The sequence below is a fragment of the Frankia sp. RB5 genome (assembly GCF_059816245.1).
This window is the reverse complement of sequence record NZ_JCBATA010000035.1, coordinates 35,885-52,962: the sequence shown is the minus strand read 5'-3', so window position 1 is coordinate 52,962 and position 17,078 is coordinate 35,885. Positions and strand designations below refer to the sequence as shown.

14 protein-coding genes are annotated in these 17,078 nt (G+C 72.0%); 8 read left to right on the top strand and 6 right to left on the bottom strand.

The window, feature by feature from the left end:
• Positions 1-21 precede the first annotated feature (21 nt).
• Positions 22-2,364, bottom strand: coding sequence for an acyltransferase family protein (locus tag AC6EXY_RS19085; RefSeq protein WP_499817658.1), 2,343 nt, complete (start codon positions 2,362-2,364; stop codon positions 22-24).
• Between the two features lie 468 nt (positions 2,365-2,832).
• Here AC6EXY_RS19085 and AC6EXY_RS19080 point away from each other — a divergent pair, with 468 nt between their 5' ends.
• Positions 2,833-4,458 carry a chitinase gene (locus tag AC6EXY_RS19080; RefSeq protein WP_101834699.1) on the top strand — a complete coding sequence of 542 codons (1,626 nt, stop codon included), beginning with the start codon at positions 2,833-2,835 and terminating at the stop codon, positions 4,456-4,458.
• A gap of 167 nt (positions 4,459-4,625) precedes the next feature.
• On the opposite strand, the gene AC6EXY_RS19075 is transcribed toward AC6EXY_RS19080, so the two are convergent.
• The 4 genes from AC6EXY_RS19075 to AC6EXY_RS19060 all read right to left on the bottom strand — a co-directional run bounded on the left by AC6EXY_RS19075 (position 4,626) and on the right by AC6EXY_RS19060 (position 9,776).
• Complete coding sequence (locus AC6EXY_RS19075; protein ID WP_101834697.1) at positions 4,626-5,633, bottom strand: LacI family DNA-binding transcriptional regulator; 1,008 nt, start codon at positions 5,631-5,633, stop codon at positions 4,626-4,628.
• A gap of 31 nt (positions 5,634-5,664) precedes the next feature.
• A complete protein-coding gene (locus tag AC6EXY_RS19070; protein WP_499817659.1) occupies positions 5,665-7,017 on the bottom strand; it encodes an amidohydrolase family protein in 1,353 nt (450 codons plus the stop codon).
• A complete protein-coding gene (locus tag AC6EXY_RS19065) occupies positions 7,014-8,153 on the bottom strand; it encodes an NAD(P)/FAD-dependent oxidoreductase (RefSeq protein WP_499817660.1) in 1,140 nt (379 codons plus the stop codon). The genes AC6EXY_RS19070 and AC6EXY_RS19065 overlap by 4 nt, the downstream gene beginning before the upstream one ends.
• Before the next feature lie 477 nt (positions 8,154-8,630).
• A complete protein-coding gene (locus tag AC6EXY_RS19060; protein ID WP_499817661.1) occupies positions 8,631-9,776 on the bottom strand; it encodes a Fic family protein in 1,146 nt (381 codons plus the stop codon).
• Positions 9,777-10,217: 441 nt separating this feature from the next.
• On the opposite strand from AC6EXY_RS19060, the gene AC6EXY_RS19055 reads away from it, so the two are divergent.
• The 6 genes from AC6EXY_RS19055 to AC6EXY_RS19030 all read left to right on the top strand — a co-directional run bounded on the left by AC6EXY_RS19055 (position 10,218) and on the right by AC6EXY_RS19030 (position 15,023).
• Entirely contained in the window at positions 10,218-12,194 is a 1,977-nt protein-coding gene (locus tag AC6EXY_RS19055) for a serine/threonine-protein kinase (RefSeq protein ID WP_499817662.1), read from the top strand.
• A 262-nt stretch (positions 12,195-12,456) separates the two neighbouring features.
• A complete protein-coding gene (locus AC6EXY_RS19050) occupies positions 12,457-13,308 on the top strand; it encodes a radical SAM protein (protein ID WP_499817663.1) in 852 nt (283 codons plus the stop codon).
• Positions 13,305-13,895, top strand: a complete 591-nt coding sequence (locus AC6EXY_RS19045) for a 3'-5' exonuclease (protein WP_499817664.1) — start codon at positions 13,305-13,307, stop codon at positions 13,893-13,895. The genes AC6EXY_RS19050 and AC6EXY_RS19045 overlap by 4 nt, the downstream gene beginning before the upstream one ends.
• Entirely contained in the window at positions 13,873-14,055 is a 183-nt protein-coding gene (locus AC6EXY_RS19040; protein ID WP_499817665.1) for a dTMP kinase, read from the top strand. The genes AC6EXY_RS19045 and AC6EXY_RS19040 overlap by 23 nt, the downstream gene beginning before the upstream one ends.
• Entirely contained in the window at positions 14,052-14,510 is a 459-nt protein-coding gene (locus tag AC6EXY_RS19035; RefSeq protein WP_499842382.1) for a dTMP kinase, read from the top strand. Before AC6EXY_RS19040 ends, AC6EXY_RS19035 begins: the two co-directional genes overlap by 4 nt.
• A gap of 129 nt (positions 14,511-14,639) precedes the next feature.
• Complete coding sequence (locus AC6EXY_RS19030) at positions 14,640-15,023, top strand: recombinase family protein (RefSeq protein WP_115538026.1); 384 nt, start codon at positions 14,640-14,642, stop codon at positions 15,021-15,023.
• A 169-nt stretch (positions 15,024-15,192) separates the two neighbouring features.
• Here AC6EXY_RS19030 and AC6EXY_RS19025 read toward each other — a convergent pair whose 3' ends face one another.
• Positions 15,193-16,158 (bottom strand): sigma-70 family RNA polymerase sigma factor, encoded by a 966-nt coding sequence (locus tag AC6EXY_RS19025; RefSeq protein ID WP_101834684.1) that lies wholly within the window; start codon positions 16,156-16,158, stop codon positions 15,193-15,195.
• 179 nt (positions 16,159-16,337) lie between these two features.
• On the opposite strand from AC6EXY_RS19025, the gene AC6EXY_RS19020 reads away from it, so the two are divergent.
• Complete coding sequence (locus AC6EXY_RS19020; protein ID WP_101834682.1) at positions 16,338-17,006, top strand: NAD(P)-dependent oxidoreductase; 669 nt, start codon at positions 16,338-16,340, stop codon at positions 17,004-17,006.
• Positions 17,007-17,078: the final 72 nt, after the last annotated feature.

The window sequence follows — 17,078 nt, the reverse complement described above, 5'->3', positions numbered from 1 at the left end:
CACCTTCGAGCGCGCTCCAGGTCAAGCAGGACCACGGGCCAGGTCGCCGACGAGGATCCTCCATTCCCGGTGGCCCGGCTCGGCCGCCGGCCACAACCCGACCGGCGCGCGCGCCGGCCCGCTCGGGCCGGCGTGCAGCGCGGCGGCCAACGCCGGGCCGAGGTAGGGGGCGAGCAGCCTCGCGTACGTGTCCGAGAGATGGCTCCAGTCGCGGTAGACGAGCACGTTCCCGACGACCAGCGGGCAGCCGTCGGCGGTGCACAGCCAACCGGCCGGGTCGACGAGCAGCGCGCCGCCCTCGCGAGCCCCGCGGTTGTCGATCTGGCGCGCCGACGAGGCCAGCCTCGACGCGGCGATCGACACCGCGCACGCCGAGATCCTCGCCGGGTGCCGCGCCAGGCAGTCGAGCACGTTGAACCCGGGGAACGGGGTGTCCCGGAGGAAGACGACCGCGGCGCCCGTCGCGCGCAGGTCGCGCACCAGCCCGGCCAGCACGCCCGGGCCCCGGCCGGCCAGGCGGTCGCGGGCCTGCGAGCCGACCACGACCAGGTTCGGCCGCAGCCGGGCGATCGTCCGCAGGACGTCGGCCCGCCAGGTGTCGCACTCGGTGTACGGCCGGCCGAGAGTGTCCTCGATGTAGTCCCGGTACGGCGCGGGCGGGCAGTCGGCCTTGGCGAACAGCAGGACCCGCCAGTGCCGTTCCCTTCCGATGGTGTCCAGCGGCGCGGACCACTGGCTGGCGTGCGAGTCGCCGAACAGCACGACGGTCGTCCGCCCCGCCGGGTCCCCGACGACGCAGCCGGCCGGCGCGGTCTGCGCGAACATCGCGAGACACCGGTTCGCCTGGCGGTCGTCCTGCGCGGTGCCCAGGGAGGGTGTGAGGTCAGGCGGCAGACGGTCTACCCGCAGCGCACGCGCGAGCAGCGGGGTGAGCGGGCTTGCCGTGACGCCAGTGAAGCGGGATTCCGCCGACGCCCTGGCCAGGTCGGCCCGCAGCACGCTCTCGGCCGCCGCCGGATCGTGCACGTGCGCGGCGGACGCCGGGTCCCCCAGCGGGCGCGCCGGCCCCGCGGCGGTGCCGCCCGGCACCGAGACCAGGGCCACGGCCAGGATCGAGCTCACGCAGACCGCCGCCGCGCACGACGCGCCGAGCCCGAGCCCGAGCAGGGGGCGGCGGACCAGTACGGGCCGGGACCGGGCCGGCCTCTCCACCAGGCGATAGGTGACCACGGCCAGCAGCAGCGAGGCCAGGGCGGCCGCCGCCCGTTGGCCGAGGGCCAGCGGACGGCCGGTCGCCTGCGCCCAGATCTGCAGCATCGGCCAGTGCCAGAGGTACCAGGAGTAGCTGAGCCGGCCGAGGAGTCGCAGCGGTGCCCGGCCCAGCAGCAGTTCGGCACCGAGCGCCGGCGCGGCGCAGCCGCCGGCCAGGACGCAGGCCGTCGCGAGCACGGGCAGCACCGCGGCGACGCCCGGGAACGGCACGCCCCGATCCAGCAGGAACGCGGCGGTGAGGATCCCGGCCAGGCCCAGCCAGCTCAGCGGCGACGCCACCGCGGGGCGCAGCCGCCCGAAACTCGCCGTCCCGGTCGCGACCAGTGCGCCGACCGCGGGCTCCCAGATCCGGGTGTGCCCGCCGAAGTACGCCCAGGGCGCCGACCGGGCCGTCACGATCACACTGAGCGCGAACGAGCCGCCGGCGACGGCGAGCAGGGCGATGACCACCGCGCGGTCCGCGCCCCGCGGCCTGACCCGACCGGCCTCGTCCCCCGCCCGCCGCCCGCCGCGGGAACGGGCACCGGCGAGCCCGGCAGCAAGGGTGATCAGGACCGGCCAGACGAGGTAGAGCTGTTCCTCCACCGCCAGCGACCAGTAGTGCTGGAACACGGACGGCGGGCCGCTGGCCCGGAGGTAGTCGGTCCCGTCCCGGGCGAGCACAAGGTTGATGAGCGACAGCGCCGCCCAGATCCCCTCGCGTGCGCTCTCCCGCAGCCGCAGCGGCGACAGCCAGGCCCACGAGGCGGCCGTCGTCGCGACGATGACCAGCGCGGCCGCGGGCATGATGCGGCGCGCCCGGCGGGCGTAGAAACGCGCACACGAGATCCGCCCGGTTGTCGCCCGTTCCCGCAGCAGGTACCGGGTGATGAGGAAACCGGAGATCACGAAGAAGACGTCGACACCGACAAAGCCACCCCGAACACCCAGCGCCGCATGGTCGAGGACGACGAGCAGCACCGCGACCGCGCGCAGGCCCTCGATGTCCGGCCGGAAGGGGCGCTCCCGACCCGCCGCGCCCCGTGGATCCAGGGTCGGTTCGGCTGCCCGCCCCACCCAGCCGGTCCGGCTGTCCAAGCCCGCCGCCGACACATCGGCGCTCCCCCCGACCGGGGCCCGGGACGACATCTCCCGATCACGTCACAGTGTCGAGCGGCACCTGGCGATAGTCGCGTGACGCTCCCCCGCGCGCCATTCGGCCGGTCGGCTCCGTCACGTCCGCCGGCTATGACCGTCCGGTGTGCTCGGCGGGGTGGGGGCCCCGCCCGCGTCCACGATCTCGGCCGCGTCGGCGTGTCGCCCAGCTCCTACCGCGCCGAATCTCCCACCAGTTGTCCTTACCATCCCTCTACGGGGGAAGACGATTGATCCGGGCATCGCGGATGCCATACCGCGTCATGGGGATATCCACGATCCGCGCCCACGGACAGATCTTCCGCGCGGCGCGCGAGGAGTGGGGTGGGAGGACTCGCCGGTCCGCACCGGCACGGCGGCCACCTCCACTCGCCGTATTAGCATCCGCACGGTCGAGAGCCGACAGAGATCCCCCATGGAGATGCCGTGACAGATTCTCCCAACCTGGTCATCGCCGCCGCAGAATGGCTCGGCGGGAACGAATACTGGGCAAACTTTCGGGTCGTCGTCACCAACTACACCGACGAGGACGTGGTCGATCCGGAGATCGCTCTTTTCCTGCCACAGCCGCTGCAGATCCTCAACAACTACGGCCTCGTCTGGAGCCCCGCCAACCATCCGGTGACCAGCGTCACCGGACGTCTTGTGGCCGAGCGGAAAGTCATCCGGGCCCGGATGTCCCAGGAATTCGTCCTGTCCGTGCAGAACGGTGGCTCCGGCGCCGGGTCCGATCCGGCCCTGTTGCCGGAGCGGTTCACCGTCAACGGGCAGGACGCGAATCCGCCCGTGGACGACGAACCGCCGACCGTTCCCGAGAAGCTGCGCGCCGACGCCTGGGCGCCGCACAGCCTGCACCTGGTCTGGGAGCCGTCCTCCGACAACATCGCCGTGGCCCGCTACGAGATCTTCTACCGGACCGCGGCGGGCGAACCCCGCAGCGTCACGGTGCCGGGCCCCGAGGGCAGGGTGTCCGGCCTGAGCGCCTCCACCGAGTATCTGCTGTCGGTGCGGGCGATCGACATCTCCGGCAACGTGTCCGAACGGTCCGACGAGGTCAGCGCCTCCACCACCCAGCCGCTGCCGGACGGAGGAACCTGGGACGCGCCCCGGGCACCCTTCGTCGACTACACCGCGTGGCCCAACCCGAAGGTCTCCGAGTACGGCCGCGACTCCGGAGTCGACAGCTTCTTCACCGGCTTCCTCGTCGCCCAGCCCGGCGGGGACAGAAAAGTCTACTGGGGCGGCTACAAGGACTATGGAGATGCCACGACAAGCGCCTTCGGAAAGGAGGACTTCGCCGCGTTCAGGGCGCAGGGGGGAACCGTTGTCCTTTCCTTCGGAGGAGCCTCCAACGTACCCCTGGAGGAGGTCGAGACCAACATTTCCAGGATCGTCGCGACCTACGAGGCCATCCTTTCGAACTACCAGGTCAGCCACATCGACTTCGACTTCGAGGGCGCCTTCATTCACAACACGCCGGGCCTGGAGCGACACGTCGCCGCGATCTCCCAGGTGGTGCAGTCCCGTCCCGGCCTGAAGATCTCCTACACGCTGCCCGCCGACGGTGCCCCCGGCTCCCTGGAGGGCTTCAACGACGGCGGGGTGCGACTGTTGCACCTGCTCGCCGGTGCCGGCGTCCAGCCGTCGCTGATCACCGGAATGCTGATGGAGTTCGGGCAGACCTCGCCCCCGGACGCCTACCAGTGCTGCGTCATCGCGCTGAACGGCATGTTCACCCAGATCGCCGCCGCCTGGCCGGCGTGGAACGACCAGAAGGTCTGGCGGCGCATCGGGGCCTGCCCGATGTTCGGCCGGCATATCAACGGCAAGGTCTTCACGCTGGAGAACATGCGCCAGCTGGCCGATTTCGCCCGGGAGCACAACCTCGGCGCGCTCTCCGGCTGGGACGCGACCCGCGACCGCAACCAGGGTCTCCTGCCGGAGTGCAGTGATTTCAACGGCAACGACCTGGCGAAGTGCACGTATGTCGAACAGAACTCGTTCGACTTCTCGAAGATCATCGCAGGCTACCGGCCGGCCGACACGCGCTGACCGGAGCCCGCCACCGCACGCGCATCGACCGGGGCCGCGGGACCGTTCACCACCCGGCGAGCGCGGCGCTGACACGCCGCGTTCGCCGGGGTCTGTTCCCGCCCCGTGAGGTGTTCACGCAGCCAGACGTTTCCACCTCAGGTGTAGGCCAGGGCTTCTCGTGCGGGTCACACGTTGGCTCGTTCGCCGCAGGATCTGCGGGCGACCAGTGCGGGTTCGAAGACGATGCTGACCGGCTCGGCGGGGGGGTCCACGACGAGTTCGGCTGCCCGTCGGCCCATCTGGTAGGAGGGCTGAGTGATCACGCTGATGCCGAGCGCGGGGGCCCAGGAGAAGTCATCCATCGTCAGGAAGGCGATGTCGTCGGGGATAGTGATCCCTCGCGCGGTCAGGGCCGTATGGACGGCGACGGTCAGGCGGCCGGCCGTGCAGGCGAGCGCGTCCAGCGGCCTGCGTCGATCGTCCGCGCGCGCGAGGAGAGTGCCGACGGCCCGGTCGACCTCCTCCTCCGTGGTCGCGACGGTCACCGCCTCCTCGGCCAGGGACCGACCTCGTTGCGTGAAAGCCTGCCGCAGCCCCGCGACGCGCTCGATCTGGGACGGGCGGCCCCCGGAGGTGACGACACCGATGGACGACCGCCCGCACTCGATCAGGTGCATGGCCATCAGACGACCGGCCCCGACGTGATCCAGACTGACCGAGTGCAGACCGGACGGCGGATCCTGCGCGGTGCGCGCCACGATCACACAGGGCGTACCGTTCTCGGCCATGTGTCGGGTGCGGCTGTCGGTCCTCTCGTCGGTCGTCGTGACAAGCCCGCGCACCCGATGCTCGTCCATCATCCGAACGAGGTCGACCTCGTGATCGACGTTCCGGAAGGTGTTGGCGACCATGACGAGGCTGTCATTGGCGGCGGCCACGTCGTCGATGCCGCGCAGGAGGCCGAGATAGAAGGGGCTGCTCAGGTCACGGATGACAACGCCGAGTGCGTTGGAGCGGCCGGCGAAGATGCCCCTGGTCAACGCGTTGGGGGTGTATTCGAGACGGGTGACCGCATCCCACACTCTGGTGGCCGTCGCCTCCGTGGCGACTCCGCCGTTGAGGACGCGGGAGACTGTGGCGGTGGACACGCCGGCGCGCGCGGCGACGTCGCCGATGGTGACCCGCTTCGCCATGGTTCCTCCGCCGGTTTCGGGGGGCCGCTGGTCAGCGCGTGACGCGCCGGCCGGCTCGGACAACGACCTCGCCGCCGATCATGACCGTATCTACCGAGTGCAGCCGCGCGGGATCCGTCACCACCAGGTCGGCGATCGCTCCCGGCACGACACGGCCACGCCGAGGAGCCAGACCCTCGATGGCGTCGGCGACGTTGGCGGTCGCCATCGCGATCGCGGCCGGGAGACTCACGGCACCCGCGCGGACGGACTGGTCGATCGCCAGCAGGATCGGGTCGTGGTGTCCACCCGCGTAGTCGGTGGAGATCGTGTCGACCAGTCCTGCGCAGAGCAGCGCGTAGAGCAGCTCCGGGCCTGTCGTGAGGCGGCGGGCGCCGAACGTGTCGAGCGTGGAGACATCCACGATCGCGCCTGCCTCCTTGAGTCGTTCGGCGTGGACCAGAGCCTCGCGGAGCTCAAAGCTCGAATGGTTGGAATGCCCGGCGATCAGGGTCACGTCCGTCCTCGCGATGGCGGCGACCTGGGTCATCGAGGCGGCCGCATTGTGCACCAGGACCGGGACACCCAGCGCGCGGGCCTGCTCGGCCGCCTCGGCGAGCCCGCGCAGAGCGACGTCGAACGCGGGCAGCACAATGGATGAGACGAGTTCGCGCACCTCCGCCACCGACAGCCTGCCGGTCAGGCCCGCGGCCGCGAGTGCCTGCTCGACGGCGTCCCGGTCGAACGCTGACGACGCGATGTGCCGACCCAGCACCGCGATCTTCAGCCCGTTCGCCTGCCGCGCAGTGATCGTCACTCCGGTGCGTCTCTCGACCTCGGCTGGGATGTACAGGTAACTCGCCCCGCCCCCGCCGAGGGTGTGCCCTGCCCCGATCTCGCCGAGCGCGACCGCACCGGCGCCGACGGCCCGACGCGCGGTGAACCTCTGGTTCGCCTCAGTGAGACCGCTGCCGTCCGCGACTGTCGCCGCCCTCAGACATGCCGGGGTGTTGCAGGAGGCCAGCCCGATGTTGACCGGGTGCGCTTCGTCGGTGCTGGCGAGATCCGCCGCGGTGACGAAGCCGTCCACGCAGAGCACCGTCGTCGTCCCCTCCAGCAGGTGTCGGTCGAGATTGGCCAGCACCTGCTCGCGTGGCAGGGCCACATGCCCGCTGGGGAACAGCGGTCCGTACGCGGTGCCGTGGGTGTGGTTGTTGATGAGACCGGGAATCACCAGCATTCCGGCACCGTCGACGATCTCGTCGGCGGTGCCGTAAGCCTCGGTGGGACGCGAGGGAATGATCTCGCGGACGGTGTCTCCCTCAACGATGATGTCAACGCGACGTCGTGTGTCTCCGCCCCGGCCATCGACCAGATCGCCGCCGTGCAGGACGACTGTGCTCACCGTTGCTCCCCCTGTCGGCTCGCCGGGCGGAACCGCTCGAACCGGAACGCGGCCAGGGCATCGTCCCGGTCCTCCCCAAGCACCTCGGCGGCGACCAGGTCACCCGCGTGGACGCTCAGGGTCGCGCCGCTGTGCGAGACGGCGAAGTGGAAGTTGGGTAGTTCGACCACGCGTCCCAGCACCGGGAGGCCGTCCCCGGGAATGGGCCGTTCACCGACACGGATGCTTTCCACCGTCGCGGCCCGGGTCCCCGGGTAGAGAGCGCGGCCCGCCGCCAGGATGGTCTCGACCGCTGACGGGTCGACACTGATCTCTCCAGCGCCCGACACACGCACGGCGCCGTCGATCTCGTGGGTATGCAGCAGCAGACGTCCGGCCCCATCCGGACGGAGATGGACGCGCGGCGCGTGCACGACCCGGGACACCGAAACCGCGACCGGGGACGTGTGGACGAGCACGCCACGGGTGTTGCGCATCGGCAGGGCCAGGCCGGCCAGGCCGGCGATCGCGCCGGCTCGCGGCCCCGCGCAGTTCACGACGGCGTCCGCGGAGAGCTGCCGTCCCGAGGCGAGTCGGACCGCACGCACCGTTGCGGCCGTGGTGACCATGCCGATGACCGCATCGCCAGCCACCAGCTCGGCCCCTCGGGATACCGCGCTGGAGAGCAGGTAGCCGATCAGGCGGGCCGGCTCGATCCACCCCTCGCGCGGAAAGTAGGCGATCCCGTCCGCGGGAAGTTCTCCGGGGGCGATGTCCGGCTCGAGACGCAGTACCTCGGCCCGGCTCAGCCAGCGCGCCTCGTATCCGTAGTCGAGGACACCGCCGACCTTCCTCCGCAGGCGCGCGCGCTCGTCGTCGTCGTCGGCCCACTGGAGGTTGCCGCCCTCGTGGTACCAGTCGCTGCCGGGCACCCGCGCCGCCAGTCGCTGGTGGGCTTCCATCCCCGCGACGCCGAGATCATGATAGGAGCGCGGGTGCTTGGTGGAGGAGTTGGTCCACGAGAACGTCGAACCGGAGGTACCACCCGCCGGTGCACCAGCGTCCACGAGAACGACGCTGGCGCCTCGCCGCGTCAGCGAGGCCGTCACCGCCGCACCGTAGACGCCCGCACCGATGACGACCACTTTCGGGATCATGCTGATCCTTCCTTCCTCGGCCATTCGGGTGAGCGGAGGAGAGGGACAACCGGCGGGGGCGGGGGTCGGCAACGTCTGGTCCACGCACCCAGCGACGACGGGAACCCATGGCCGACGGCCGAACGCACGGCTCGCCCGGATCGGTGACAGCGATGCAACCTGCGACGCAGCCAAGTCTTACCGCCAATGTAACTAGTTACATTGGCCAAGAAAATTGTAGGTATGCACGTTCAGGTAGGTCAACGGGTAAGGGGAAACAAAGCCCCGGCCCGGTTGAGACGACCACCCGGAGGGGCGCGGTGCGCGCCACCATGTGGGCCGAGCTGCTCGACGCCCACCGGTCCGGCCGGGTCCGCGCCGCGGCGGTTCGGGCCAGCGACGTCTTCGGCCCCGGGGTCCGCGACTCGGCGTTCGGCGAGGCGGGTTCGGTGCCGCTGTCGGCGAGACCCGTCAGTGGCGCGGTCGGTTCCGGGCGTGTCAGGCGGTGCCGTAAGGGTCGCGGAGGGGCTGGGCGGCGAGGGCGGCGCGGACGGAGCGTGCGGCTTGGGCGGTGGGGCCCGCGGCGAGGTAGCGCTGAGTGCGGCCGTGGCCGACCTCCTCGATCAGGCCGGCGGCCTTGAGTCCCTGCAGGTCGCGGATCGCCTGGTCGCGGGTCAGGCCCTCGTCGCGCATGTACGTGGTGCGACGCACCCCCTCCGGCCGGGTCGCCGCGTACAGGGCGGCGATGGTGCGCTCGCCGAGCCCGGCTGCTGCGGCCTGGCCAGCCAACGCTTGCCAGACTTCGGCCGCGATGTCGAGGCGGCGCTGGACCAGCTGGGCCTGCAGGTGGTGGGCACGCAGGCAGAAGCGCAGCCAGCCGTGCGCGTCGCGTTCTGGCTGGAAGCTTCCACCCTGGGCCTCGCCCAGCGCGGCGTAGTACATGGCGGTGTTGTGGGGGGACGATCCGAGCCACTCCTCGATGCTGGAGAACTCCGGCGCGAGGATGAGATGCCGGGCGAGCACCAGGGTGTGCAGGCAGCGAGCCATCCGTCCGTTCCCGTCACGCCAGGGATGGATGCTGACAAGGTTCAGATGTGCCATGGCGGCCCGGACGACGACGGGGGCATCCAGGTCACCGCCTTGGAGCCAGCCGCACAACTCGTCCATGAGCTCGGGCACGCGCTCGGCGTCGGGCCCGGTGTAGACCGGTGGATTGTCGGGCGCGCCGGACACCCAGATCGACCCAAGCCGGTACCGGCCCGGTGACCGGTCGAGATCCCCGCGAAGCATCATGAAGTGCAGTGCTGACAGCAGCATCGGGTGAAATCCGAAAACCTCGAATCGGGCGGCCTGAAGTACATAGGTCAACGCGTCCGCATAACCGGTGACCGCGGCACGGGTATGCGCGTCGTGTGCCGTCGGCATCTCCTCGCCGGCCGCGACCGCCTCGGCATCCGCCACGTCGACGGTGTAGCCCTCGATCGTGTTCGACCCCCTGATCGCGCCCGCGATCAGGCTGCGCCGCAGCTGCCCCAGCCACCGCCGCGGTTCGGCGACCTGGTGGCGCAGCTCTCCACGGAATTGGTCGAGTTCGGTCAGCACCCGCTCGTCGGCCGTGTCGACCTCCGGCACTCGAAACAGCATGCGACAATGCTACGCGCCTCGTCGCCTCGTCGCCTCGTCGCCTCGTCGCCTCGTCGCAGAGCCGGAGCCGGAGTCGGAGTCGGAGTCGGAGTCGGAGTCGGAGTCGGACACTCGATGCCAGACACGGGCCTCGCGGCCACGGTCGCGCCCAGCTCCCAGCAAGGCCTTCCGATCCTTCGCGTCCGGCGTGCCGATCACGTCACGGCTCGGGCAGGCGCCCCCACATCCGGCCCGTGGCGATCGTCTCCACCCACGCCGGCCTGGAAGCGCCGCGTCGCCGCTGCCCGCGACGGGTTGATCGACCCGTCAGCATTCCGGCACCAGCACCGGCGCCGCGAGGTAGGGCTGGTCCTGCGCACTGGGTGGCAGAGTCGATACCGTGAACGACCGGATCGTGGGATCATGGCCTGAGGCACCACAGTTCGACGGGAGGCGGGGGGCGTGCTGGCGCCGCTGGCAGAGGGCGATCCGCGGGCGGTCGGCACGTACCGGCTACACGGGCGGCTCGGCGCCGGCGGCATGGGTGCCGTCTATCTCGCCTTCGGCACGGACGACCGGCCGGCAGCCATCAAGATCATCCGACCCGACCTGGCCGCGGATGCGGACTTCCGGGAACGCTTTCGTCGGGAGATCGCCGCCGCCCGTCGGGTGCGCGGCCGGTACGTGGCCGAGGTGCTCGCGGCCGACCTCGACGCCGACCGGCCGTGGATGGCCATCGAGTACGTCGACGGCGTCAGCCTCGCCCGGGCCATCGCGGAACGGGGCTGCCTCAGCGGCCCTCGGCTGGTCGCCTTCGCCGCGGGCCTCGCGAGTGCGCTCGCCGCCGTCCACGAGGTCGAGCTCGTCCACCGTGACCTGAAGCCGGCGAACATCCTGCTCGCCTGGGACGGTCTGAAGGTCATCGACTTCGGCATCGCCCGGGCGCTGGACGAGACGGCCTACACCCGCACCGGTGAGATCCTCGGAACAGTGGCCTGGATGGCGCCCGAGCAGCTTCTCGGCGAGCGCGTCGGCGCGCCCGCGGACGTGTTCGCCTGGGGGCTCTGCGTGGCCTTCGCTGCGACGGGGCGTCGGCTGTTCGCCGGGCCGCAGACGGACACGCCGATCGCGTCGGCGCTGCGCCGGCTAAGCGTCGAGCCCGACCTCGGTGACCTGCCGAGGAACCTCGAACCGCTGCTGCGGCGCGCGCTGGCACGGGACCCCGACGCGCGGCCGGGCGCGATCGACCTGATCGGCGAACTGGCCGGCGAGAAGATCGCCGGGCTGTCCGGTGCCGAAGCAGCCGTCCGCCAGCTCGCCGAGGACGCGGGGTTCCTGTCGGACGCCCGGACCGCCCCCGTGGCATCGGCGCCACCCCCAGACCTGACGGAACCGCCGGCGAAGCCCGATCCGGGAGAACCGCAGGCGAAGCCGGACCAGGCAGCACCGCAGGCGAAGGCGGAGAAAGCGGAGCAGGTCGAGGAGGCGCAGCCGCCGGCGGAGCCCTCGGCCGCGAGTGTGGCGGCGCCGGGCGAGACTCCGCCAGCGCCGGGAGACGGCCCTGCGGGTCCGCCGGTGGAAGCGGGCGGCCAGCCTGACAGCCGGCGGGGCCGTCGCCGGCGGGCCGTGCTGGTCGCAGTGGCGGCGGCGGTCCTGCTGGTCGTTTTCGCCGTGACGGTGTTACTGGTCGGCCTGGGCGGCGGGTCCGGAGAAGCCCTGGCCACCGACGGTGCGCCGGCACCGCACGCGACCCTCGCAGCCACCTCGCGGCAGCCGGCTGGCTCCGCCGACCCGACTGGGAGCGGCGACCGGACCGGGAGCACGAATCCGGCCACCGGTGCACCGACTGCGCCCTTCACCGATGCGTCGCCGGCGCAACCCGGCACCGGTGACCGGCCGACCGGTGGCAGCGCGGAACCGTCGGGGGCAGCCCGTAGCGGCGGCGGCCCGGCGGGCGGCACCGCGGGCTCCGGGCCGGACCAGCGTGCCCAAACCTCTCCCCCGCGCCCGCGCACCAAGCCTACGACCGCCCCGGCGCCGCAACCCGCCCCGGCGCCGCAACCGGCCCCGCAGCCCGATCCGAATGGCGGCACGACCAGCCAGATCGTCTACCACGCCGCCGGCAACTACGCAGGTGTGGTCTGGTTCAACGCGGGAACCGCGAACCCCGCGAAGGGCCGCAACTCCTTCACGGTCAAGGATCTCCTCTGCAACGACGACTGGAGCACCTACGCCGAGTACCGCTACACGGATGCCCAGGGGGCCGCGCACGCCGGTCGGGTCGCGCTCGCCGGCGACTGCGCCCCGGTCGAACGGTCGGACTCCATCGCCGGCCCCCAGCCGGGGATCGTCGCCCTTCGCTGGCGGGGCTGCAAGTGGGACACCAGACAGGTCAGCGCGGACACCTGCGAGCCGTGGACCGCCTCCACCCTGCGCTGATCCCGCCACGACTGCGCGGGTAGCACGGTCGATCGGCGCGCCCCGCGGACGCAGCGACTCGGACAGGAGCCGGCGCTCGCCACGTCCGACTTCACAGCGAGCTAGCCTTGCCGGCGTCCGGCGCTGGTGGCGCCACCGTGGGACACCGCAGGGCACGGTGGCTGCACGCAGAGGGCGGTCTTCGCTACCAGGCGAAGTGCTCGGGGGCCGTCCGGTAGCCCGGGAAGATCTCGTTCAGCCGGGCGAGCGCCTTGTCGTCCAGGTGGACGTCGAGCGCCCGGACAGCGTCGTCAAGGTGCTGCTGGACGCGCGGGTCCTGGTGATCACCCGCCACCAGTTGCGGGCCGAGGACTGCGAGCGCCTGAACCGGCTGGGCTCCGTCAAGATGACGCTGCTTTTCACCTACTCCGGCATCGAGGACCGGCGCATCGAGCCCTACCCGTCCGAGGTCGCGGCGGCCTCGCTGCGTCTGGCAACCGCTGTCCGGCCTCGCCGCTACCGCACGATCTTCTACTGGCGCCCGCTGGTGCCCGGCCTCAACGACACGGACGAGCACCTATCCCGGGCGGCGGAGCTGTCCCGGCACGCCGACGCCACCGTCTTCACCGGCCTCTTCTACCGGGACGAGATCGCGGCCTACTACCAGGCCGCCGGCCTCCCGGAGCCGTACGCCGGCACCGCCCGGCGCAAGGTGGTGCCCGAGACGTTGGAGCGGCGGGTACTGGAAGCCCTCGCCGATCGGGCCCAGCTGTTTCGCAAGACCTCCTGCGCGGTGTCCTACGTCCACGGACTACCCGACTACAACGGGCACTACGGCGTCCGCGAGCTGTGCGACATCTGCCCGGTGGGACAGATCCGGCGGTGCAGTGAGGCCCACCAGGTCCCCACGGCCGAGCAGCTCACAGCCCTGGCCAGCTCCGTCCCGGACGGCGACGGGCTGGAGGTCCTGGACATCACCGACCGCGCCGCCGTGGTTGCCGGCCTCCCTCACGAGCAGCCGCGCTACTTCCTTCAGCACGCTCTCGCCTTCCAGATCCACGACGTGCGCCATCCTCACCTCGGCCGGCGCCACGGCCGCGCCGACATCGGATGGACGGAGCGCGCCGCCTCATGACCGACTGGACGAACCTGGACTACGCCGTCGTCGACGTCGAGGGCAACGGTCAGCAGCCGCCGGACCTGGTGGAGCTGGCGGTCGTGCCCATCACCGCCGGCGTGATCGGGGAGCCGACCGCTTGGCTCCTGCGCCCGGAGCGCCCGATCACCAGCTTCGCCCGGCGCATCCACGGCATCACCAATGCGGCCGTGGCCGCCGCGCCGGTTGTGGCCGACGTAGAGAAGGAGATCCGCGCCCGCCTCGAAGAGATCGCCGTCGTGGCCCACAACGCACACGTCGACCTGGCCGTCCTGCGGCGCACGCTCCCAGGCTGGGAACCACAGGAAGTCTTCGACACGCTGAAGCTCGCCCGGCGACTGCGGCCCGAGCGCGTCAGCTACCGGCTCGGCTCGTTGGTGGAGGCCTTCAACCTGGCCAACGGCCTGGACTCGCAGCTCCGGCCCCACCGCGCCACCTACGACGCCCTCGTCACGGCTCGTCTGTTTGCGTTTCTGGCGAAGAGCCCGGACGGCCGCCCCTTGTCCCTGGACGAACTCCGGGGCCTTCCGCCTGGAGGCGACGATGACTCTGCGACCCTTTTCTGATCACCGCCGGGGGCTGTTTATCAGCATCGACGGACCGAGCGGGGCGGGAAAGTCCACCCTCGTGCACCACCTCGCCCAGCTACTCGTGGCCGCCGGCGAGGACGTCCACATCACCGCCGAACCCTCGACCGGCCCCATCGGCGTGCTGGCCGCCAGCTGACCGAGACCGTCACCGGACACGCGCTGGCCTGCCTGTACGCGGCGGACCGTTACCACCACGTCGAAACCGAAATCCGGCCGCACCTGGAGCTCGGAAAGGCCGTCATCTCCGACCGCTACGTCCCGTCGGGGCTCGTCATGCAGCGCTTCGACGGCCTGGACCCGGCCTTCCTCTGGGCGCTGAACGCCGAGGCCACCCGGCCCGACCTGTGCGTCATCCTCGAGGCCGACCCGGACATCATCGCCCGCCGCCTGGTAAAGCGGGGCGCCCACAACCGCTTCCAGCTTGCCCCGGGCTCCAGCCACGCCGAAGCCCACTTCTACCGCCAGGCCACCGAGCGCTTCGACGTCCTGCGCGTCGACTGCGGCACCCGCCCGCCGGAGCGTCTGGCCGAAGTCATCCGCGACCGCCTCACGGCCTTCTTCGCCGCGCCCGCCATCGAGACGTCGGCGTAGGCACTGCGGCCGAGTCCTCGGCCTCCCATAGACGCGGGACCGGAGGTGCCAGGCGGCGCCCCATGTGGGCGTCGAAGAGACCCTCCACCGGTCCCGCCTGCCCCAACGCACCGTGAAGGAGGGACACCCATGCCTCGAACCGTCTACGGCTACATCAGCTCCGAGCACGCCGACGAGGCCGAAATCGAACGCCTACACGACCAGCTCACCCAGCACGCCAGCGCCGAGGGCCTGACCCTGGCCGAGATCTTTGTGGACCGCCGCATGCCGCCGGGGCGGATCATTCGGCCGGGCCTCACGGTGCTGCTCGACGCCGTCATCCGGTCCGAAGCCGCCGGTGTCCTGGTGGCGGACCTCGATCACCTATCCTCCTTGCCGGCCGTCCGACGGGCGATCGAAGTACAGATTGAGATCCTTGGCGCCGAGCTGCTGACCACCACGGCGCATCCCGGCGCGGCCGGCGCCACCAGTCCACCGACCTCGCCGGCTATCCCGCTCCAGAGGCCGGCATGAACCTCCCCACGGCGGAGGCGCCCCGTCCCACTGCGGGCGTGCGCGCGGGTGTCCACCAGTTCCCATGGACGGCGAGGGGGTGTGGTGATCCGCCGCACGGCCGCACCCGCGGGACCGGTCTCGGGCGACCATCGTCGGCCGCGGACCGGACGACCCTGCTCGCCGCGCATCACCAGACAGACGTGTTCGGGTCGAGGTGGCGCAGCCGGTCGGGGTCGGTGTGGACCTCGATGGCCGCGATCCGACCGGCGCGGACCGTGAAGCCCAGAACGGCGACGACGGGCCCGCCCGACGGGACGACGATGATGCCGGGCAGGCCGTTGACCAGCGCCACCCGCCCGTGGGGCGCCATCGGCGCGAACGTCGACACCCGCGCGCCGACAGCCTGGGCGCCCCGCATCCGGCGGGACGCGACCGGGCCGGTGTCGGCACGCAGCTCGACGTCGGGATCGAGCACCGCGAGCAGACGGTCCAGGTCCCCGTCGCGGGCCGCGGCGCGGAACGCCTCGACGAGGCGGCGCTGGGCGACGGGGTCCACCCCGCGGCCCGGCTCGTCATCCGCGCTCGACGTGCCCACGCTCGCGGGCGCCACGCTCGCGGGCGGCGGATCGCCGGCCGCGCGGGGTTCGCCGCCCGCGCCCAGCTCCAGGGCGCGCAGCCGGCGGCGGGCGCGGCTGGCCAGCTGGGTCACGGCCCCGGGCGAGCGCCCGACGATCGTCGCGACCTCGGTGAACGGCACGTCGAACAGGTCGTGCAGGACGAAGGCGAGCCGCTCGGCCGGGCTCAGCGTGCCCAGCACGGCGACCAGGGCGAGGCCGACGGCGTCGGCGAGCAGGGCCTCCTGCTCGGGATCGGCGCTGCCCAGCGGGGTCACCCGCGGCTCCGGCAGGTGGACCCCGGCCGGCTCCTCGTGGCGGGCGCGACGCGCGCGCAGCTGGTCGAGGCAGAGCCGGGCGACGACGGTCGTCAGCCAGCCCGGCAGGTTCGTCACCTCGTCGAGGTCGGTCCGGTTCAGGCGCAGCCAGGCATCCTGCACCGCGTCGTCGGCCGCGCTGAACGAGCCGAGCAGGCGGTAGGCGACCGCCCGCAGGCGCGGACGCTGCGCCTCGAACACCTCGAGCGCCGTGTCGGTCATGTTCGTCCTCCCGCTTCCGTCATACCGAATGACGACGGGCGACCGTCCGACCTGACACGGCGGACCGGTGCGACCCGGCGGCGAGCCGGACCATCCGACGGGGAGCGGGCCGGGCTGACGGACAGGACCAGGCGGATCCGGCGCGGCCGGCCTGCCTGGCCGAGGAGAGGAGCAGGCACGTGAAGCTGACGATAGTCGCGGCGACCGGTGGTATCGGCCGGCTGCTGCTTGGGCAGGCGCTCGCGGCGGGGCACGAGGTGACGGCCGTGGCCCGCCGGCCGGAGGCGGTCACACCGTCGCCCGGCCAGGTGGTCGCCGCCGACCTGGCGAGCGACGACCCGGAGGTGCTCATCCCGGCGGTGGCCGGGGCGGACGCGGTCCTGTCCGCCCTCGGTGGGCACAGTCGGCAGGACACCGACGTGGCGGCCCACGGCACGGAGACGATCCTGGCGGCGATGCGGGCGACCGGCGTGCGGCGGATCGTCGTCGTCAGCGCCGCGCCGCTGGGCACGATCGCCTCCCCGGCGCGTCCGCGCCCGCCGCGGCACGACCCCGGTGACAGCTTCGCCATGCGCCACGTCATGGGGCCGACGATCAAGGCCGTGCTCCGCGGGCACTACGCGGATCTGGCCCGCATGGAGGACTCGCTGCGCGCGAGCGGCCAGGAGTGGACGATCGTCCGCCCGCCGCGCCTGACCAACGGCCCGCTGACCGCGAGCTACCGCACGGCCCACGGGCGCAACCTGCCCCGCGGCACCTCGGTCTCCCGCGCCGACGTGGCCCACTACATGCTGCACGCCGTCGAGGACCCGGCGAGCGTCGGCGAGACGATCGGCATCGCGCGGTAGCCTCCCGCGCGGACCACCATCCGATTCCGCCCGTCAGGGGCCGGGAAGAAACCGGCACACGTGGTTTCGGCG

Coding starts and splice junctions, on each gene's coding strand:
- AC6EXY_RS19075 (WP_101834697.1), bottom strand. CDS start 5,633: ATGGCGAAGCGGGTCACCATCGGCGACGTCGCCGCGCGCGCCGGCGTG.
- AC6EXY_RS19065 (WP_499817660.1), bottom strand. CDS start 8,153: ATGATCCCGAAAGTGGTCGTCATCGGTGCGGGCGTCTACGGTGCGGCG.
- AC6EXY_RS19060 (WP_499817661.1), bottom strand. CDS start 9,776: ATGCTGTTTCGAGTGCCGGAGGTCGACACGGCCGACGAGCGGGTGCTG.
- AC6EXY_RS19045 (WP_499817664.1), top strand. CDS start 13,305: ATGACCGACTGGACGAACCTGGACTACGCCGTCGTCGACGTCGAGGGC.
- AC6EXY_RS19040 (WP_499817665.1), top strand. CDS start 13,873: ATGACTCTGCGACCCTTTTCTGATCACCGCCGGGGGCTGTTTATCAGC.
- AC6EXY_RS19030 (WP_115538026.1), top strand. CDS start 14,640: ATGCCTCGAACCGTCTACGGCTACATCAGCTCCGAGCACGCCGACGAG.
- AC6EXY_RS19025 (WP_101834684.1), bottom strand. CDS start 16,158: ATGACCGACACGGCGCTCGAGGTGTTCGAGGCGCAGCGTCCGCGCCTG.